Source organism: Kitasatospora sp. cg17-2 (assembly GCF_054031055.1).
Map to the genome: position 1 here is coordinate 8,867,068 of NZ_CM132923.1, position 19,718 is coordinate 8,886,785.

General features: G+C 72.6%; 15 protein-coding genes. 8 read left to right on the forward strand and 7 right to left on the reverse strand.

From position 1 onward, the window contains the following. Position 1: 1 nt before the first annotated feature. From ACW14Y_RS37260 to ACW14Y_RS37270, 3 genes are all read left to right on the forward strand, one after another. A complete protein-coding gene (locus ACW14Y_RS37260; protein WP_456984977.1) occupies positions 2–2,065 on the forward strand; it encodes a PQQ-dependent sugar dehydrogenase in 2,064 nt (687 codons plus the stop codon). A gap of 160 nt (positions 2,066–2,225) precedes the next feature. Further along, complete coding sequence (locus tag ACW14Y_RS37265; RefSeq protein WP_327075086.1) at positions 2,226–2,789, forward strand: dihydrofolate reductase family protein; 564 nt, start codon at positions 2,226–2,228, stop codon at positions 2,787–2,789. Between the two features lie 159 nt (positions 2,790–2,948). Beyond that, a complete protein-coding gene (locus ACW14Y_RS37270; protein ID WP_456984978.1) occupies positions 2,949–4,553 on the forward strand; it encodes a hypothetical protein in 1,605 nt (534 codons plus the stop codon). A gap of 46 nt (positions 4,554–4,599) precedes the next feature. Here the strand turns inward: ACW14Y_RS37270 and ACW14Y_RS37275 are convergent, their stop codons facing one another. Next, entirely contained in the window at positions 4,600–5,199 is a 600-nt protein-coding gene (locus tag ACW14Y_RS37275; protein ID WP_340632868.1) for a TetR/AcrR family transcriptional regulator, read from the reverse strand. A gap of 116 nt (positions 5,200–5,315) precedes the next feature. Between ACW14Y_RS37275 and ACW14Y_RS37280 the strand changes: the two genes are divergently transcribed. After that, positions 5,316–6,368 (forward strand): alpha/beta hydrolase, encoded by a 1,053-nt coding sequence (locus tag ACW14Y_RS37280; protein WP_456984979.1) that lies wholly within the window; start codon positions 5,316–5,318, stop codon positions 6,366–6,368. 160 nt (positions 6,369–6,528) lie between these two features. Here the strand turns inward: ACW14Y_RS37280 and ACW14Y_RS37285 are convergent, their stop codons facing one another. Next, the gene (locus tag ACW14Y_RS37285) at positions 6,529–7,716 is read right to left on the reverse strand and encodes a C40 family peptidase (RefSeq protein WP_380440316.1); all 1,188 of its coding nucleotides are present in this window, start codon (positions 7,714–7,716) and stop codon (positions 6,529–6,531) included. Positions 7,717–8,020: 304 nt separating this feature from the next. Here ACW14Y_RS37285 and ACW14Y_RS37290 point away from each other — a divergent pair, with 304 nt between their 5' ends. Continuing rightward, positions 8,021–8,869 (forward strand): LPXTG cell wall anchor domain-containing protein, encoded by an 849-nt coding sequence (locus tag ACW14Y_RS37290; RefSeq protein ID WP_456984980.1) that lies wholly within the window; start codon positions 8,021–8,023, stop codon positions 8,867–8,869. A 129-nt stretch (positions 8,870–8,998) separates the two neighbouring features. Here ACW14Y_RS37290 and ACW14Y_RS37295 read toward each other — a convergent pair whose 3' ends face one another. Next, positions 8,999–9,850, reverse strand: a complete 852-nt coding sequence (locus ACW14Y_RS37295) for a hypothetical protein (protein ID WP_380301562.1) — start codon at positions 9,848–9,850, stop codon at positions 8,999–9,001. A gap of 197 nt (positions 9,851–10,047) precedes the next feature. On the opposite strand from ACW14Y_RS37295, the gene htpG reads away from it, so the two are divergent. After that, positions 10,048–11,997 (forward strand): molecular chaperone HtpG, encoded by a 1,950-nt coding sequence (gene htpG, locus ACW14Y_RS37300; RefSeq protein ID WP_456984981.1) that lies wholly within the window; start codon positions 10,048–10,050, stop codon positions 11,995–11,997. A 246-nt stretch (positions 11,998–12,243) separates the two neighbouring features. On the opposite strand, the gene fabV is transcribed toward htpG, so the two are convergent. Continuing rightward, complete coding sequence (fabV, locus tag ACW14Y_RS37305; protein ID WP_402723420.1) at positions 12,244–13,458, reverse strand: enoyl-[acyl-carrier-protein] reductase FabV; 1,215 nt, start codon at positions 13,456–13,458, stop codon at positions 12,244–12,246. Positions 13,459–13,828: 370 nt separating this feature from the next. On the opposite strand from fabV, the gene ACW14Y_RS37310 reads away from it, so the two are divergent. Next, complete coding sequence (locus tag ACW14Y_RS37310) at positions 13,829–15,481, forward strand: phospholipase D-like domain-containing protein (protein WP_380440324.1); 1,653 nt, start codon at positions 13,829–13,831, stop codon at positions 15,479–15,481. A gap of 85 nt (positions 15,482–15,566) precedes the next feature. Here the strand turns inward: ACW14Y_RS37310 and ACW14Y_RS37315 are convergent, their stop codons facing one another. Both ACW14Y_RS37315 and ACW14Y_RS37320 read right to left on the reverse strand, forming a co-directional pair. Continuing rightward, a complete protein-coding gene (locus tag ACW14Y_RS37315) occupies positions 15,567–15,839 on the reverse strand; it encodes a hypothetical protein (RefSeq protein WP_456984982.1) in 273 nt (90 codons plus the stop codon). A 144-nt stretch (positions 15,840–15,983) separates the two neighbouring features. Next, positions 15,984–16,175: a hypothetical protein gene (locus ACW14Y_RS37320; RefSeq protein ID WP_456984983.1), complete on the reverse strand. Its 192-nt coding sequence runs from the start codon at positions 16,173–16,175 to the stop codon at positions 15,984–15,986. Positions 16,176–16,949: 774 nt separating this feature from the next. On the opposite strand from ACW14Y_RS37320, the gene ACW14Y_RS37325 reads away from it, so the two are divergent. Further along, the gene (locus tag ACW14Y_RS37325; RefSeq protein ID WP_402723416.1) at positions 16,950–18,443 is read left to right on the forward strand and encodes a matrixin family metalloprotease; all 1,494 of its coding nucleotides are present in this window, start codon (positions 16,950–16,952) and stop codon (positions 18,441–18,443) included. 68 nt (positions 18,444–18,511) lie between these two features. Here ACW14Y_RS37325 and ACW14Y_RS37330 read toward each other — a convergent pair whose 3' ends face one another. After that, positions 18,512–19,441 carry an aminoglycoside phosphotransferase family protein gene (locus ACW14Y_RS37330; protein ID WP_380440331.1) on the reverse strand — a complete coding sequence of 310 codons (930 nt, stop codon included), beginning with the start codon at positions 19,439–19,441 and terminating at the stop codon, positions 18,512–18,514. Between the last annotated feature and the right edge of the window lie 277 nt (positions 19,442–19,718).

Genomic DNA, 19,718 nt, shown 5'->3' on the forward strand with positions numbered 1-19,718 from the left:
CATGCGTCCGACATCCGCAGGCGGCGCGGGTCTTGCCGTCGCCGCACTGATCATCGCCACCGCGGCCGTCCCCCCGGCCCAGGCCCAACCCCAACCCCGACCCCGGCTCGCCGCCACCGACTACCAGGCCGAGGACGCCACCGTGGTCCAGGGCGCGGTGGCCACCAACCACACCGGGTACACCGGTACGGGCTTCGTCGACTACACCAACGTCGCCGGTTCCTACGTCGAGTTCGGCGTCACCGTCGCCTCGGCCGGGACCGCCCCGCTGACCCTCCGCTACGCCAACGGCACCGCCGTCGACCGCCCGATGGACATCTCCGTCAACGGCACCCTGGTCGCCGCCGGCGTCTCCTTCCCGGCCACCGCGGACTGGAACACCTGGGCCGGCCGGACGCTGAACGCGCCGCTCCGGGCCGGGACCAACACCGTGCGCGCCACCGCGACCACCGCCAACGGCGGCCCCAACCTGGACCGGCTCACCGTCGGCGCCACCGCCGCCGACACCACCGCGCCGAGCCGCCCGGGGCAGCCGTCCTGCACCGCCGTCGGCCCCAACGGCCTGACCCTCGGCTGGCCGGCCGCCACCGACAACGTCGGCGTCACCGCGTACGACGTGTACGAGCACGGCAACAAGCTCGCCGAGACGCCCGGCGACACCACCACCAAGGTGCTCACCGGCCTCACCCCCGGTACCACCTACAACCTCAGCGTGATCGCGCGGGACGCGGCCGGCAACGCCTCCCCGGCGAGCGTCGCCGTCGACTGCACCACCGGCGCCGGGGACGACCCGCCGCCGAGCGCGCCCGGCGCCCCCACCGTCTCCGCCGTCACCGCCACCTCCGCCGCGCTCGCCTGGGGGGCCGCCACCGACGACAAGGGCGTGGTGGCGTACGAGGTCCGCAGCGGCGGCGCCGTGCTGGCCACCGTCACCGGTACCCCGCCGGCGACCACGACCACCGTCACCGGCCTGGCCTGCGACGCGCCGTTCGCCCTGACCGTGGTGGCCAAGGACGCCGCGGGCGGCGTCTCCCCGGCCTCCGCCCCGGTCTCCTTCACCACCGCCGCCTGTCCGGCCGACGGCGGGGTCCCGGGCTCGCCGACCACCCTCAGCAGCGGCTGGACCGTGCCCTGGGGCATCTCCTGGATGCCGGACGGCTCCAGCGCGCTGGTCACCGAACGGGACAGCTTCAAGGTCTTCAAGCAGACCAAGAGCGGTACCAGGACGGAGATCGGCGCCGTGCCGAACACCGTCACCACCGACGGCGAGGGCGGCCTGCTCGGCGTGGCCGTCGACCCCAACTGGTCCACCAACCACTACGTGTACGTCATGCACACCGCCGCCGAGGGCAACCGGATCGTCCGGATGACCTACAACGGCAGCGCCCTGTCCGGCTACACGGTCCTGCTCCAGGGCATCAAGAAGAACCGGTACCACAACGGCGGCCGGCTGGCGTTCGGTCCGGACGGCTACCTCTACGCGACCACCGGCGACGGCCAGACGCCCGACCTCGCGCAGGACAAGAACTCCCTCAACGGGAAGATCCTGCGGATGACCACCGCGGGCAAGCCCGCCCCGGGCAACCCGTTCGGCAACTACGTCTACAGCCTCGGCCACCGCAATCCGCAGGGCCTCGCCTTCGACCGCAACGGCCGGCTCTGGGAGGCCGAGTTCGGCGACTCCAAGTACGACGAGCTCAACCTGATCAAGCCGGGCGCCAACTACGGCTGGCCGACCTGCGAGGGCACCTGCGGCAAGTCCGGCCTGACCGACCCCAAGGCCAGCTGGCCGGTGAACCTGGCCTCCCCGAGCGGCATCGCCATCGTCCGCAACGTGGTCTACCTGGCGGCGCTGCGCGGCACCCGGATGTACCGGATCCCGATCAACGGAGACACCGAGTCGGTCGGCACCCCGACCTCCTACTACGTCGGCACCTACGGCCGCCTGCGCACCGTCACCAAGGTCCCCGGCGCGGACCAGCTCTGGCTGACCACCACCAACGCGGACAACAACGGCAACCAGCCGGACGGCTCGGACAAGATCTTCAGGATCACCATCGGCTGAGCCGGGCCGGGCCGACCGAATATTCTGCCGCGCGGCGGTCGGTCCGGGGGCGGCCGTTCCGGCGGGGTGACTCCGTCCGGGGGATCCCGCCGGACATGACCGCCCCCGCCGCGTCCCCGGGCCCTAGTGTCGGAGCCCGGTGACGAGGAGGAGAGCCGGTATGCGCAAGGTGACGTACTCGATGGGCATGTCGCTCGACGGCTACATCGTCGGGCCCGACGGCGGTTTCGACTGGTCGGGTCCGGACGAGGAGGTGTTCCGGCTCGCGCTCGACGAGCTCCGGGGGGTGGACGTCCATCTGATGGGGCGCCGGCTGTACGAGACGATGCTGTACTGGGAGAACGCCGAGCAGGAGCAGTCGCTCGACGAGGTCGAGCGGGAGTGGACGGCGCTCTGGAACCCGCTCCCGAAGGTGGTGTTCTCCACCACGCTGTCGGAGGTGCGGGGCAACGCCCGGCTGGCCACCGGCACGGTCGCGGAGGAGATCGCCCGGCTGCGGGCCGAGCCGGGGGAGGGGGAGATCGCCATCGGCGGTGCGACCCTCGCCGCCGCGGTGGCCGCCGCGGGCCTGATCGACGAGTACCGCCCCCGGGTGCACCCGGTGCTGGTCGGCGGCGGCATCCCGTACTTCCCCCGGCACGAGCGCCGGGAGGACCTCGAACTCCTGGAGACCCGCACCTTCACCTCCCGGGTGGTCCACCTCCGCTACCGCGTGGTGCGGTAGGGCTCCTGGGTCCAGGGCGTCGTTCGAGCCGTTCCCCGGTCGTGGTGTGGCCGGTTCGGGCCACTGGCCGCGCGGGGGTGGGCGGCGGGCTACGTTCCGGGCAGGGAGGCCCGCCCGTCCAGGGGGCGGCGCCGGTGGAGCGAGCGGGGAGCACGGCTGATGGCCGATCAGACGGTGGACGACCGGAACCTGTGGCGGTCGGTGTACCGCCGGGAGGGTGGTTGGGGGCCGGACTCGCGGTTCCCGGGGCACCGGAGCGCGGCCGAACCGGTCCTGGTGGCGCTCGACGACGAACTGCTGTGCCTGCACCTCGGTGAGCCGTACGGGAAGGGCGAGCACGACGTCCTCGACCTGCGGTGGACCGGGCTCGATCCGGCCGACGCCCGGCGGCGGGCGGCGGAGCTGGACGCGTGGAAGGAGCGGGCGGCCGAGCAGGACGACCCGGACGCCGTGATCGCGGCCGCCGAGGCGGCGGTGGCGGAGGCGGTCACCTGGGCCCCGGACGCCGTCGTCGGCACGGCGGTCCACTACGAGGGCGGGACCGGCGTCCGGTACGAGAACGCGGTGAGCACCGGCAGGCCGGCCGCGGCCGTGCACGACGGCGCCGTCCACGTCCTGCTGACGGTGCGGGACGCCGAGGAGCCGGACTCGCCGGAGCGGCTCGTGGAGCTCACCTACGACCGGCCGCAGGGGGCCGGGGCGGACGCGGCCCGGGTGTGGCGGGAGGGTCGCGCGCTTCCCGTCCCGGGCGCCGCGGGGGCGGCCCTGGTCGCGTTCCGGGGCGCGCTGCACGCCTTCGTCCCGGACCTCGGCGGCGGCGTCCACTGCGTCCGTGACGACGGGTCGGGTGCATGGCGGCGTGTGGAGGGGCGGGTCGAGACGCTGGCGGGAGCGTCCTCCCTGGCCGCCGCCGCGCACGCGGACGGCGTCCACGTCCTCGCCGCGGACGGCGCCGGCCGCCTCGTGCACACGGTGTTCGACGGCGCGGCCTGGACAGCGCCGGTCGAGGTCGCGGACGCGGTTCCCGCGGGCGTCGCACTGGCCTCGTTCGACGGCGCCCTGCACGCCGTCCTCCCCGGCCGGGGCGGACGGCAGCTGCTCCACACCGTGTTCGACGGCACGGCCTGGACGCCGCCGGTCGCGGTCGTGGGGCACGACTCCCGGCACACCCCGGGCCTGCTCGCCCTCACCGACGGGCCGGAGGGGGACCGGCGGAGCGCGCTGCTGATGGTCCACCGGGGCGTGGAGGACTTCGTGCCGCCCCCGCGCCCGGCCCCGCCGGCCGAACCGTCGGTGACCGGCACCGGCGCCTGGGTCGTCGGCGCCACGGTGGAGGGCTACGGCAACGGCGGCTGGTCGCGGGCCCGCTCCCACGTCGAGGCCGGTCCGGCGGAGTTCGACGGGAACGGCCGGGCCACCAGGGGCGTCCTGGCCGAGGCCCTGGTCCGGGCCGAGTACTACTGGGGCTTCTGCTACCAGGCCGACACCGCCGCGATCGCGGGCCGTGCGGCCCTCTACGAGGTCGTCGCCGCGCCGGACGGCGGAGAGCGCCTGGAGCACCGGAGCGACCAGGACCGGTTCTTCTCCGCCACCGCGGGCGCCGTCTCCCGTTCGACCGTGTCCTGGCCCGACCTGGCCCCCGGGACGTACGAGGTCCGCTTCACCGGGCGGCGCAGCGGCGGCCACTGGTCCGCCCCCGGCACCCCGGGCGTCGACCTCGGGGACGCGGACCTGGCCGTTTCCACCGTCCGGGTCACCGTCTGACCCACCGGAGCCGGGGTCCGGGCGGCATCCGCCCGGACCCCGGCTCTCAGGCCCGGCCCCGCAGGCCGTCCAGGACGGTGTCTGCGAGGCGCTCCGGCAGGTCCGGCTCGATCGGGCGGTGGCCGAGCAGGGCCCTGGTCTGGATCGGGGCGCAGAGCAGTTCCAGTGCCAGCGCCGCCTCCGTCCCGGCCGGGAGTTCGCCGCGTTCGACGGCGCGGTCGACGATGACGCCGGCCTGGTCGAGACGGGACCGCCAGAACGCGTGCCAGGCCTCGGCGAGCTCGGCGTCCTCCGAACTCAGTGCCGCCGCCCGGGCGACGCCGCGGCCGGTCGGGGTGGCCAGGTAGTCGGCCAGCGCGCGGGCGAAGGCGGCCAGGTCGGTGCGGACGTCACCGGTGTCGGGGACGGGGATGCCCTCGGTGCTGCCGGTGATCATCGCGTCCAGGACGAGTTTCTCCCGGCTTCCCCAACGCCGGTACACCGTCGTCTCGTTGACCCCGGCCCTGGCCGCGACCGCGGCGATGCTCAGCCCGGCGACGCCCTCCTCCGCCAGTACGTCCAGGGCTGCGGTCAGGACGGCTTCCCGTACGCGCGCGGCCCGGCCGCCCGGACGGCGGCGGATCGGGTCCGCGTTCTCCTCGGTCATGGGTCGACCACCTCCGACGCCCACCTTAACGCAAGGCCACTTGCCTTAAGTGATGTTCCGGGCGCATAGTCCTTAAGGCAAGAGTTCCGGCTTTAAGTGCTGCAGGAGGCACCACCATGTCCTTCACCTGGCCCGTCGACCCGCAGGACCTGTTCGTCGAGCGGTACCCCCAGATGACCCTCGGTCTGCCCGTCGAGGAGGTGGACGCGGTCCGCGCCGCCGTCACCGAGATGTGGCCGGACCGGCCGGGCGGCTGGGCGTACGAGTGGTCCGCCCTCGCCGCCCGCCACGCCGCGGCGGGCCGCCACCGACTGGCCGCGCAGGCGTACGGCTGGGCCAAGTTCCCCTCGCTCGCCGACGACACCAAGCGCACCGCGCTCGCCCGCCAGGTCGAGCAGTACGTGCTCGCCGCCCCGGACTTCCCGGTGGAGTTCGAGCGCCGCACGCTCACCGTCCCGTACCGCGGCGGCGAGGCCGACCTGCCGGTCCACCTGATGGCCGCCCCCGGCCTGCCCGCCGACGCGCCGGTGGTCCTGGCCAGCGGCGGGGTGGACTCCTGGAAGACCGACCTGCACGGCATGTGGGAGCAGCTCGCGCTCACCCTGCCCGCCCGGCTGATGCTGTTCGACCTCGCCGGCACCGGGGAGACCGCCCACCTGCCGATGACCCCGGACGGAGGGGCCGAGGTGATCGCCGGGCTGGTCGCCTTCGCCCGCACGATCGGCAACGGGAAGGTCGGTCACTTCGGTATCTCGATGGGCGGCTACTACTCCGCCCGGACCGGACTGACCGGCGCGGTGGACGCCGCCGTGGTGCTCGGCGGCCCGGTGGAGCGGTCCTTCGCCCCGGGGCGCGGCTTCGCCTTCGGCATGGACGGCATCGTCGGCAACGCCCTGGGCTTCGACGCGCTGCCGGGCACGGCCGAGCGCGAGGCGGCCTTCGCCGCCTTCGACCTGCGCGCCCTGCTGGACCAGGACGCCAACGGGCCGATGCTGGTGGTCAACGGCACCGAGGACGTCCATGTGCCGGTGGAGGACACCCTGGTGTTCGAGGGCCGCCGGGACACCGCGGTCGTGCTGATCCCGGACACCGGCCACTGCGCCATCTCGCGCTTCGGCGAGGCGATGGCCGTGATCACCCCCTGGCTGGCGGACACCCTGGCCCGCTGATCCGCCCGGCCCGCTGATCCGTCGGCCCGACCGGTCGGGCGCCCGCCCGACCCGGTCCGCCCGGCCGCCCGGCCGGTCGGGCGGGTGAGCGTGGGTGAGCACGGGGGTACCGGACCTCAGGGAGGCCGCCACGGCATCGCGGCGGCCTCCCGAACCGCCGCTACGGCCGGACGGCGCCCATGTAGGGCATGACGCCGATCGGGAGGACCTCGATGTTCTTGCCGGTCCGGGGAGCGTGGATCATCTTGCCGTCGCCGATGTAGACGCCCACGTGGTGCAGGTCGGGGTAGAAGAAGACCAGGTCGCCGGGCTGGAGGTCGCCGCGGCCGATCCGGGTGCCGACCTTCCACTGCTCCTGGGACGTGCGGGGGAGGCTGACGTCGGCCGCGCGGTAGGCGGCGCCGGTGAGGCCGGAGCAGTCGAAGCTGCTGGGGCCGGTCCTGCTCCAGCCGTAGGGCTTGCCGAGCTGGGCGTAGGCGAACTGCACGATGGCGGCGGCGCGTCCACCGGCGGCCGGCGGCGCCGGGGTGTTCGCGGCCGGCGCGGGGGTGCTCGCGGCGGGGGCCGGAGTGTTCGCGGCGGGGGTCTGCGGGGCGGGGGTGCCGCCCTTGCCGGCGGTCTCCTTCCCGGCGGCGGCCTTGGCCTTGTCCGCGGCCTCCTTCTCGGCGGCCTTGGCCCGCTCGGCGGCAGCGGCCTGCTGGGCGGCGGCCTTCGCCTTGTCGGCGGCCTCCTGGGCGTTGATCTTGGCGCGCTCCTCGGCACTGAGCTTGTTGAGCAGGGCCTCGGACTGGGCGAGCTTGCTCTGGATCTGGTTCTTCTGGGCGTTGAGCGAGGCGCCGACGGCGTCGAGGTCGGCGAGGGTGGCGGCGGCCTCGGTGCGCTCCTGGTCGAGCTTGCGCTGCTCGTCCTGGGCCCGCTTGAGCAGGTCCGTCCAGGAGCCGGCGACCTGGTCCTGCACCGAGGCGCGTCCCAGGTAGCTGGCCGGGTCGGAGTCGAGCATGAGCTGGATGCCCGGGTCGATGCCGTTGTTGCGGTACTGCTCGGCGCCCACCACACCGAGCTGGGTGCGCAGTTCGTTCATGGCTTCCTGGCCCCGGGCGACCTTCTCCTGGATCCGGTTGGCCTCGCCCTGGAGCTTCTGCTGCTTCTCCTGGAAGCCGTTGAAGCGCTCGATCGCCTGCTCGGCCTCCTCGTTCAGCCGGTCCACCTGCTCCTTGACGGAGGCGAGGGTGGGAGCGGGCTCGGCATGGGCCGTGCCGGAGGCGAGCACCGCACCGCCGGCCACGGCCGTGGTGAGGACCGCCAGGCGGGCCCGACTGGGAGGGCTGGGCTTGCGACGCTTTCCCATGGCGGTGGGTGCTCCTTCGGGTGGCCTGAATGGACACTGAAGAAACGTTCCGGGGATCTTCGCGGGTTCAGCCCGGGGCACGGAGAGGCCCGAAAGGGCACCGCGGAGGCACGTCGGAAGCCCTCCCCGCGCCGCCGCGCGGGGAGGGCGACGGGGGTGTCGGTCAGCATCTTCGGCCGCGAATCCGACCGTTCCTGTCGGAGGTGTGACACCGGAGGCGCGGGCGGCGCTGATGGACACGAGGGGTCCGACCGGCCGGTCCGGACGGTCCCGTCGCTCCCACCACCCATGACGAACGGTGATCATGCACGCCACCCGTACGACCCGCGCCATACTCACGGCCGCGGCCGCCGGCCTCCTGACCCTCTCCGCACCGCTCTCGGCGTTCGCCAGTGCCGGCATCTACACCGTCCCGGTCCACCAGGACCTCCCTGTCACCGCGACCGGCTTCGGCGAGCACGAGGCGAAGTGCGGCTCGATCGGTCCGGGCCAGGACGGCTGGCACTTCGTCCTCCCGGGCAACTCGACGGACTTCGTCAAGCTCACGGTCGCCTTCGACAACGGCACCCCGCAGGTGGTCACCGCCTTCGGACCGCCCACCACGAAGCACGCCTACGTCGCCTCCGCGCCCGGTGCCAAGCTGACCTCGGCCACCGCCGACGTCAAGGGCGGCGAGGTGAAGTGGTTCAACCTCTCGCACACCTGCCCGGCGACGAACACCACGCCGTCCACACCGCCGGTCACCCCGCCCGTGACGCCGCCGGTGACGCCGCCGGTCACCCCGTCCGCCACCCCGTCGGACACACCGAAGCCGTCGACGCCCGCGCCCTCGGGCTCGACCACCCCGGCCGGCACCACCTCGCCGAGCGCCACGGTGTCGCCGAGCGCCACCTCGTCCGTGTCGGCGTCGGCCTCCACCAAGCCCGGCACGAGCGGCACCGCGTCGGCCTCCCCCTCGGCCGGCTCGACCGTCCCGGGCGGTTCGACGGCCGCCGCGGGTCCGCCCTCGCCGTCCGCCTCCGCCGCAGCGGCCGGCGCGGACAGCCTGGCCTCCACCGGTGCGAACATCGGCCTGACCCTGACGGCCGCCCTCGGCCTGGTCGGGGCGGGCACCTTCCTGGTCGTGCGCCGCCGCAAGGCCGGCCAGCACTGACCCGGGCGCTGTCCGAGCCCCTGAGAGGCCGATGACGTCGGGGCGGGGCCGGGTGGCCCCGCCCCGACGTCGTTCGCCGCCCCGCTCCGTCGCCGCCCCACCCGGTCGCCGCCCCGCTCCGTCGCCGTCTCAGGCCGTCGTTCCCGACGCGGCGGGCTGTTCGGCGTCGCCGAAGCGGGCCAGGGTGAGGGCGCCGAGCACGGCGGCGGCGAAGCCCAGGACGGCGAGCGGGGTGAGGTCGTGGCGGGTGTGGTCGCCGAGGAGGAGGACGCCGACGACGGCGGGGCCCAGCGTCTCCCCGAGCACCATGGCGGCCGTCGCGGCCGTGACCGACCCGGTCTGCATGGCCCAGGTGAGGGCGGCGAAACCGCCGAGGCCGGCCAGGGCGATCGCGTAGGCGGAAGGCTCGGTGAGCAGGTCCGGCAGCCTGGGGTCGGGCAGGACCCGGACGGCGACGCCGACCACGCCGAACTGCAGACCGGCCACCAGGCCCAGCAGCGGCGCCCGGCGGTGGTCGGTGAAGCGGACCACCGCCCAGCCCGCGCCGATCAGCAGCAGCGAGGCGAGCAGCACGCCGAGCCGCAACGCCGTGCTGCCCCGGCCGGGGCCGTCCCGCCCGGCGCTCACGGCGAGCACGCACAGCCCCGCGCAGACCGCCACCACCCCGGCCCACTCGCTGCGCCGCAGCCGCACGTTCAGCACCCGGGCGGCGCCGACGGCGGTCACGGCGAGGGCGGAGGCCAGCACCGCCTCCACCTCGTACAGCGGAAGCCGGTCCAGGGCGAGGAGTTCGGCGCCGAAGCCGAGCATGTCCATCCCGACGCCCACCAGGAACGGCCACTGCCGGAACGCCCCGGCGAGCGCCGCCGCCCCGCCGGGCGGCAGCCCGGCCGAGGCGCGACGGGCCCCGACCGCCTGGAGCACGGTGGCGGAGCCGGTGAGCAGGGCGGCGGCCAGGGCCGCGAGCAGGCCGAAGGACATGCGCCGACGGTACGGTCCGCCGTCGCCCGTGATCCGCTCCGGCACGCCGGGGGGAGGGCCTACGATTCCGGTGGCCGGTACGTCTCCCTGCGGAGCCGTACCGTGTCCGTCCGTCATCACCGTCAATGCCGTCCTGGCCGTCGACACGGTCAGCACGGCCAATACCGTCATGCTGTCGTGCTGAAAGGGGCCCCAGAGTGGCCAGTAGCGTCGAGACGCTGGAATTCCAGGCCGAGACCCGGCAGTTGCTCCGGCTGGTGATCCACTCGATCTACTCGAACAAGGACATCTTCCTGCGCGAGCTGATCTCCAACGCCTCCGACGCGTTGGACAAGCTGCGGCTGGAGTCGCTGACCGGCTCCACCGTCGGGGCCGACACCTCGGACCTGCACATCGCCCTGGAGGTCGACCGCGACGCCCGCACGCTGACCGTCCGTGACAACGGGATCGGCATGAGCCGGGACGAGCTGGTCGACCTGATCGGCACCATCGCCAAGTCGGGGACCGCCGGACTGCTGGAGAAGATCAAGGAGTCCCAGGACGCCGCCGCCGCGCAGAGCCTGATCGGACAGTTCGGCGTCGGCTTCTACTCGGCGTTCATGGTCGCCGACAAGGTCACCCTGCGCACCCGGCGGGCCGGCACCGACGCCGGGACCCAGTGGGAGTCCGACGGCGAGGGCACCTACGAGCTCCAGGCCGTCGACGGCCTGCCGGTCGGCACCTCGGTCACGCTGCACCTCAAGCCGGTGGACGGCGAGGACGGCGTGGCCGACTACCTGGCCGGGTGGAAGATCCGCCAGATCGTCAAGCAGTACTCGGACTTCATCCGCTGGCCGATCCGGATGGTCGCCGAGGGCGTCCAGGGCGTCCAGGCCGTCGAGGAGGGCGGGAGCGACGAGGAGGCCGCGGCCGAGCCCGCCGTCGAGACGCTCAACTCGATGAAGGCGCTCTGGGCCCGGCCGCGCAGCGAGGTCACCGAGGCCGAGTACACCGAGTTCTACCAGCAGATCAGCCACGACTGGCTCGCCCCCGCCGAGACCATCCACATGCGCGCCGAGGGGACCTTCGAGTACGAGGCGCTGCTCTTCGTCCCCGCGCAGGCGCCGTTCGACCTGTTCTCGCGCGAGACCAAGCGCGGCGTGCAGCTGTACGTCAAGCGGGTGTTCATCATGGACGACTGCGAAGCGCTGATGCCGAACTACCTGCGCTTCGTCAAGGGAGTGGTGGACGCCCACGACCTGTCGCTGAACATCTCGCGGGAGATCCTGCAGCACGACCGCCAGATCCAGGCCGTGCGGCGGCGCCTGGTCAAGAAGGTCCTCGGCGCCCTCAAGTCCCTCCAGGCCAAGGACGCCGAGCGCTACGCCAAGCTGTGGGACCAGTTCGGCCGGGCGCTGAAGGAGGGCCTCGTCGAGGACGCCGACAACTCCCAGGCCCTGCTGGAGCTGCTGTCGCTCCCCTCCACCCACGACACCGAGCGGCCCACCACGCTGCGCGAGTACGTGGAGCGGATGAAGGAGGGCCAGGACGCGATCTACTACCTGACCGGCGAGACCCGCGCCACGGTGGAGAACTCCCCGCACATGGAGGCGTTCACCGCCAAGGGCTACGAGGTGCTGGTCCTCAGCGACCCGATCGACGAGATCTGGGCCGACCGGATCCCCGCCTTCGACGGCCACCGCTTCCAGTCCATCGCCAAGGGCCAGGTCGACCTGGACGAGGCGGCCGACGAGGACGAGGGGGCCGAGGCCGAGCGGACCCGGCGCGAGCAGGACTTCGCCGAGCTGCTGCCCTGGCTGACCTCGGCGCTGTCCGAGCAGGTGAAGCAGGTCCGGCTGTCCTCGCGGCTGACCACCTCCGCGGCCTGCATCGTCGGTGACGCCGACGACATCTCGCCGACCCTGGAGAAGATGTTCCGGGCGACCGGGCAGGAGATGCCCCCGGTCCGGCGCACCCTGGAGCTCAACCCCGGCCACCCGCTGATCACCGCGCTGCGGACCTCGCACGCGACCGACCCGGGGAACCCGGCACTGACCGAGATCGCCGAGCTGGTGTACGGCGGCGCGCTGCTCGCCGAGGGCGGGGACCTGCCCGACCCGGCCCGCTTCACCCGGCTGCTCACCACCCACCTGACGCGGGGTCTGTAGCGCCCGCACCGGGCGCCCCGGCGCCTCGCGCGTAGGTGCCCCGGTGCCTCCCGCCGCCCGTCCCGTCACCCCGGGGCGGGCGGTGCCGTCCCCGGCCGGGGCGGACCGTCGGGCGGTGGCGCGAGCGGGTGCCGTCCCCGGCCGGTGCGGACGGTCAGGCGGTGGCGCGGGCGGGTGCCGTCCCCGGCCGGGGCGGACCGTCGGGCGGTGGCGCGAGCGGGTGCCGTCCCCGGCCGGGGCGGACCGTCAGGCGGTGGGGGCGGGCCAGGCGACGTCGGTGGCGACCGGAGCGGTGTAGTCGACGCCCGGCACGGCGAAGCCGTAGAGGCGCCGGACCTCGGCGCGGAACCAGTCGAGGTCGGCCAGCCCGGCGACGGTGTCCGTGGTGGCGGCCCGCCAGCGTTCGGCCACGGCGGCCTGGACGGCGTCGGCGAGTTCCCAGTCGTCCAGGCGGACCCGGCCCTCCTCGTCGAGGGCGAACGGGGCGGCTCCGGTGAGCTGGTCCCACAGGGTGGCGAGCTGGTGGACCGGCGGCACCATGCCCTCGCCGAGGACGCCGCGCAGCAGGCCGGTGTAGAGGGCGATGCCGGGGACCGCGGTGGAGGACTGGGTGACGGCGGCGCCGTTGACGGAGGTCACGGCCCGCCCGCCGACCGAGGCGCCGAGCCGCTCGTCCAGGACCCGGGCGGTGGCCTCCAGGTGCACCTTGGCCGCCCCGATGGTGCCCCGACGGTAGATCGCGGCCGTCAGCGGCGAGCCGATGTACGACAGCGCGGCGGTGGTGAACCCCTCGGCGAGCAGGCCCCGTCCGGCCAGGTGGTCGATCCAGCGCTCCCAGTCGGCGCCGCCCATGACGGCCACCGTCTGCTCGATGTCGTCGCCCTCGGCCGGCGCGGTCTCGACCTCGCGGACCTCCGCGGCGCCCTCGTCGTCGAAGACCAGGGTGCTGGTGCGGCTCGCCGCGCCGATCGGCTTGAGCACGGAGGCGTAGGTGGTGCCGGTGCCGGGGTCGGTGCGGCGGGGCGCGGCGACGGAGTACACGAGGTGGTCCAGCCGGCCGCCGAAGCGCTCCTGGAGGAGCTCGGCGACCTGGTCCTTCATCGCGTCGGAGAAGGCGTCGCCGTTCAGGAACACCAGGTCCCGTCCGGCCGCGCGGGCGAGCTCGGCGGTGGCGGCGGTGCGGTACCAGCCGGCCGTGGCGGTGCGCCGCTCGGTCGGGGCCTTCTCGAAGGACACCGCGATCCCTCGGACCCCGGCCCGCTTGAGCCCGGCGACGGTGGCGGCGAGGCCGTAGCCGGCCGAGGAGCCGATGACCAGGGCGACCGGCCCGTCCCCGTCGGGCACCCGGGCCGGGGCGGGGCAGGCTTCCCACATGTCGGTCACCAGCTGCCGGCAGCCCGCCGGATGGGAGTCGAGGAAGAGGAAGCCCCGGTTGCGGGGAGTGAGAACGCGCGGGGTCATGGTGGTACGTCCTGGGGTCGGCGGTGCTCGGCGGGAACGGGCCGCGGCGTCCGGTGGGGCCGCCGCGTGCTGCCAGTCTGCGGCGGCGGGGGCACGGACACGGGCGGTGTCCGGGGACAACGATCATGAGCGGATCTTGGAGGGGTTGCACCGTGCGCCGGACCGGGCGGACCCGGCCGGTGCCGTTCTGACGTGCGGTGATGTCCCCGACGAACGGCGGGGGTCGGGTGGCGGGGGTCGAACGGCGGGTGGCATTCCGGCCGGTGGCTCATTGTCATGTGCAAATTGGATTAGATGTTACTTCTGGGTAATCTTGCGGCGTCCGACGGGTGAACCACGAACCGCCCGCCATGCTCTGAAGGAACATCACGTGTCCCGACCCGGCTCCCGCCGCTCCGGTCGCGCGCTGCGCACCGCCCTCGCCGCCGCCGCTGCCACCACCCTGCTCGCCGTCGTGCCCACCGCGCCCGCCCACGCGGCGTCCGGAGCACCGGCGGCCTCGGACGCCACCCACCTCGACGCCGTCGAGCGCGTCCTGCGGGAGGTGTCCCCCGGACTGGAGGGCACCGTGTGGCAGCGCACCGGGGGCAACAGCCTGCCCGGCGCCGGGAACGCCGCCGACCCGGCCGACTGGCTGCTCCAGACGCCCGGCTGCTGGGGCGACCCCGCCTGCGCCGACCGGCCCGGCACCCGCGCCCTGCTGGCGAGGACGACCGCCGACATCGCCGCCGCGACCCGCACCGTCGACATCTCCACCCTCGCGCCGTTCCCCGAGGGCGGCTTCCAGGACGCGATCGTGGCGGGCCTGAAGGCCGCCGTCGCGGCCGGCCACCGCCCCGTCGTGCGGATCCTGGTCGGCGCCGCCCCGGTCTACCACGCCAATGTGCTGCCCTCCCGCTACCGGGACGAGCTGGTCGCCAAGCTCGGCCCGGCGGCCTCGTCGGTCAGCCTCAACATCGCCTCGATGACCGCCTCGCGCACCGCCTTCTCCTGGAACCACTCCAAGATCCTGGTCGTCGACGGACGCACCGTCGTCTCCGGCGGCATCAACGGCTGGAAGAACGACTACCTCGACACCGCCCACCCGGTGTCGGACGTCGACCTCGCGCTGAACGGCCCCGCCGCCACCTCCGCCGCCCGCTACCTGGACACCCTCTGGGAGTGGACCTGCGGGCGCACCGGGGTGTTCGACAACGCCTGGTTCGCCTCCTCGGACGGCGGCGAGTGCCGCCCGTCGATCGAGCGCGAGCTCAACCCGCCGGCCGCCGCCACCGGCGGCACCTCGGTGATCGCCGTCGGCGGCCTCGGCGTCGGCATCAAGGACGTCGACGCCAAGTCCGCGTACCGGCCCGGGCCCGTGGCGGGCGCGGCGGACGCCAAGTGCAGCATGTTCTCCCTGCACGACAACACCAACGCCGACCGCGACTACGAGACGGTCAACCCCGAGGAGAACGCCCTGCGCGCCCTCGTCGGCAGCGCGCGCAAGCACATCGAGATCTCCCAGCAGGACCTCAACGCCACCTGCCCGCCGCTGGCCCGCTACGACGCCCGTCTCTACGACACCCTCGCGGCCAAGCTCGCCGACGGCGTCAAGGTGCGGATCGTGGTCAGCGACCCGGCCAACCGGGGCGCGGTCGGCAGCGGCGGCTACTCGCAGATCAAGTCCCTCGCCGAGATCAGCGACCTGCTCAAGGCCCGGCTGACCGCGCTCACCGGCGACAAGGGGAAGGCCGCCGCCGCGCTGTGCGGCAACCTGCAGCTCGCCACCTTCCGCGCCGCGCCCACCGCCACCTGGGCCGACGGCCACCCGTACGCGCTGCACCACAAGCTGGTCGCGGTGGACGACTCGGCCTTCTACATCGGGTCGAAGAACCTCTACCCGGCCTGGCTGCAGGACTTCGGCTACATCGTCGAGGACGGCAACGCCGCCGCCCAGCTCGACCGTGAGCTGCTGGCGCCGGAGTGGAAGTACTCGCAGGCGACGGCGACCGTCGACTGGGCCACCGGGACCTGCCGCGCCTGACCGGCTCCTGCCCTGCCTCCGCGCTGATCGACCGACCGGCCCCGGTGGACCGTCCTCCAGGACGTCCGCCGGGGCCGGCGGTGCGTCAGTCGTCGAGCGCGGAGCGCTTCCGACGGCGGGTGCGCCCGTTGTTGCGCCCGTTGTTGCGGTCGCGGGCGCGGCAGGGGAGGTGGCGGGCGAGCGCGTCGCCGCAGTTGGCCTCGGCCATCCGTCGCACCAGGGCGGCCAGCCGGGTGACGAACGGGCGCAGCCGCGCCCGCAGGGCCGCGTCGGCGCGGGTGTCGAGGTGCTCGACGGCGGTGCAGAGCCGGGTGACGAGGTGTGCGGTACCGCGAAGTGCGCGGCGGAGGTGGTTCACGCGAGTGCAACCGGCGAGTCACTCGACCGGTTCCGGCCGGGGGCCGGGTGGCCGATGCCAGCCACCCGCACGTGCGCCCCGTGTGCCCCGTACGCGCCCGCGCGAACGGAACGGGCGGGGCGCGGACGGGGCGTCGAGTGCTGGTCAGCCGGTCGGTGCGTCCGACGGTGTGCCCGTCGGTGCTGACCGCTGCCGCGCCCGCCACCGCTCGACCAGGGCCGCCACGCCGAAGCCCGCGGTGGCGTAGGCGGCGGCGACGACCACCTCGACCGCGAACACCCCCATTCCGCTGAAACGCCGGAGGACGCCGGTGGAGTTCAGCCAGATCGCAGCCATCGGGTACAGGCCGAGGACGCTGAGCCCGAGCCGTTCGTCCAGCCCGAAGACCTGCGTCAGCGGCGGCAGGCGGAGGGGTGTTGTCGGTGCACCGGTGTTGCAACGAGGGGGTCGAGCTGGACACCTGTCCGAGAAGTCATGGAAGGAAATCGCGTCCCTCACCCCGTGCGAAGGTGCGGCCACCGTGCGGTGGGCGGAGCCTGGAAGGTAGGCGGTCGCGCCTCGATCTGACCGCCCTGCAACCTCAGGCGGCGACCCGGGTCAGGAATCCAACGGACTGTAAATGGCTCTCGCCGGGAGTGTATTTCCAAAATCTCGGACATATGGAAGGGGATTCCGATGGGTGACGTTATTCTCGATGGAGACCGAATGGCGGTTGTCGGAGCATCGATAAATCTTCAGGTGGAGCATCAGCAGAACGGCATAAAACTTCCGAGCTCCGGAGCGGCCGGAGATCTGCTCATGATTCATGAGACAACAAGGCTCGGTCGGGAGATAATTGCGGAGGAAACCTCGCTCTGGCTATGCATAGGAACATCGATCGGACTAATTCTCGACCCGCCGTCGCAGTGGTGCCGGATCCCTCTGGGTGATCCTGTCGACGGTACCGCATAGGCTGTTCGGCCATCAGTCGAACGGCTGGCTGTGTCACGTGACACGTGATTTCTTGGGGCTCGAATTTACTGCGCTAATTCAAGTATTGGCTAAGTCATGAACTTACGACAGATCGCTTCTCGACTCGGTCGTACGGAGAATCCGATAAGTCTTCGCGCGATGTGCGAAGCAGAGGGGGTATCTTCCCTCAAGGCGCTCGGCGAAGTAGCTGGTTTCGAATTCCCATTCGGCGTCTGTGGTGTTCCGGACGATATAGAATCGGAAATTGAGATCCAGACATTCGGCTCGCCGGGCGGCCGCTGGGAGCGGCGGGCGCTTTCATTCTCGGTCAATCCCGCAGGAGCGAATCTTTCGCCTTCGGTGGTAACCTCCACTGTTGCGAAGGCTTTCAGCGCCTGGCAGGGCTCGCTCGGCGGCCTGTTCACCTTTTCGCCGGTCGGCGCCGGAGGCGATGTTCACGGATCCTTCGGGCTGGCTGATTTGGATCCCGCTTTCGGGACCATCGGGGGTGTGCTGGCCTCGAGTGCGTACCCGCCGGAGGGATCACTCAACTTCGATCGCAGTGAACCCTGGACTGCAGTTTCTCTGCTCAACGCCGCTGTGCATGAAATCGGACATATTCTGGGCCTGGCGCACTCGAATAACCCGGCCTCAGTGATGTATCCGACGATACGTAAAACTGCGGTGGTGGACGCAGAAAGTATCGATGCAGTCCGCAGCCTCTACGGCTGGGCCCCTCAGGCCTCTATCGGCGACCGGGCGACCTCGGACCGTCCCGCCCTCGCCGTCACCAGAGCGGTAGGGATGGCCGGCGTGGCAAGTATCGTACGCATGGCCTGGAAAGGGGCTCCTGGTGACTCGGGCCTCTATGAATCGGAGCTGGGTCCGGACGGCTGGACCCCGCAGGCGGCAATCCACGGAGAATTTGGCTCGTCCCACAGCCCGGCGCTTTCCGAGTTCCTGAAGAGCGACGGCATTTCGACGGGGGTGATGATGGCATGGAAGGGGGTCGGCGATGACCAGGGAATCTATACGGCAAACGATGTCGGATTCGGCTGGTCGGATCCCGAGAATATCTCGGGTATCGGATCGAGCAACCGCCCCGCAATAGCACTGTACAACGGAATTCCATACATGGCCTGGAAGGGGGATGAAGGCGACAGCTCCATATGGTGGTCAAGATTTGTTTCAGGGCACTGGGCTTCGCAGCGAAGCGTGAATGGCGTCGGCACATCAAATTCACCTGCACTGGCCCCGTTTCAGGGCAAGCTCTACATGTTCTGGAAGGGGCTGAAAGGTGACTCCAGAATCTACTACTCCTCGATCAGTGACAGTGATCCGATCTGGCAGCCCCAGCGCAATCTCATGTATGCGGACACGGAAGCGGGCGGCGGGCAATTCGTTCCTGTTGGGACCAGTGAAGGTCCGTCTGTTGCGGCCGATGGAGGCCGACTCGCCGTGGCATGGAAAGGCGCCGGTACGGATCCGGGGCTGTATTTCTCTTTCTTTGACGGAAGTGAGTTCACAGGGCAAATCCGGATGGATCACGCCGGCACTTCCCAAGGTCCTGCTGTAGCTGAAGCGGACGGTATCCTGTTCGCGGCGTGGAAGGGCATTGAAGGAGACGACAGCATGTGGTGGTCCAAACTCTGACGGTGTACTGACCCGGTGCGGGTCCAGGGTGTGCCGACGGGTGCCCCGGTGCGGTGGGAGCGGCCCGGTCAGCCGCGGCGGTGGTGCAGCAGTGCCGTGGCGATGGCGGTCTGGGTCGGTTCCAGGGCGGTCCGGCCGTCCTCGATGTCCCAGAGGGCGTTCTGCAGGACCCGGGCGAGGGTCCAGCCGGCGGCACGGGGGCGGTCCAGGCCGAGTGCCTCGGTGAGCAGGTCGAAGCGGCGCAGCACGGTGCGGCCCGCGTCGGCGCCGGCCAGGACGGTGTCCCAGCGCTGGTCGATGGCGGGGAGCAGCTCGAATCCCGGGTCGCCGGACAGCGGTTCGGGGTCGATGACGAGCCAGGGCTCGCGCTCGCCGGCCAGCACGTTGCCGTCGTGCAGGTCCCAGTGCAGCAGCCGGTCGCCGGGCTCGTCGAGCAGTGGGGCGACCGCCGCCGCGCAGTCCCGCAGCAGTCGGCGCTCGTCCGGGTCGCGCAGGGCCGGGGTGGCGCGGGGTGCCTCGTCCAGCATCGCGGCGGCGATCCCGTCGAGCCGGCGCAGGCCGGGTGGGGCGGGGGTGGCGGTCAGTCGGGCCATCAGGGCGGCGAGCAGCCGCAGCGCGGTGTCGTCGTCGGCCACCGTGCCGAGCGGGCGGCTCGCGTCGAGGCGTTCGAGCAACTGGGTTCCGCTGTCGGGGTCGTGGTCGAGCAGCAGGACGGCGCCGTCGCCGCGCCAGGCACGCAGTCCGGCCGCCACTCCGGCGGTCTCGGGGCGGACCTGCTGCAGTCGCAGCACGGCGGGGGAGCCGTCCTGCCGGTGGACCGGCAGGACCAGGGAGGCCATGCCGTGGGCGGCGGGACCGTCCGGGCGCAGGCTCCAGCGGTCGAGGAAATCGGCTGCCAGGGTCGGCAGTTCGCGGATCCATCGGCGTTCGGCGGCGCCGTGGGCGCGGTAGGAGGCGGCGAAGGCCTCGGGGACGTCGACCGGGCCGGGTGTGTTCATCGGAACCTCCCTCGGCGGGGCGGCGGTGTACCCCGACTCGTCCGTGCCGACTCTCGCACGGACCGGGCGTGCGGTCGAATCGACGGGAGTGGGCCCGGATTCGGTCAGCTGACGGTGTCTCGGTCGAACGGCGTGCCGAGACTGGTGGCGGCACCCCGGCCCGGGGGAGCGGGGTGCCACCCGAACCGGCTGTCGGCGCCCGGCTCCGACCGGCAATGCCCATGCCATTGTTACAAGATGTCCCGAACTTCTCCACAAATGCCTCCGGGGCCCTAGC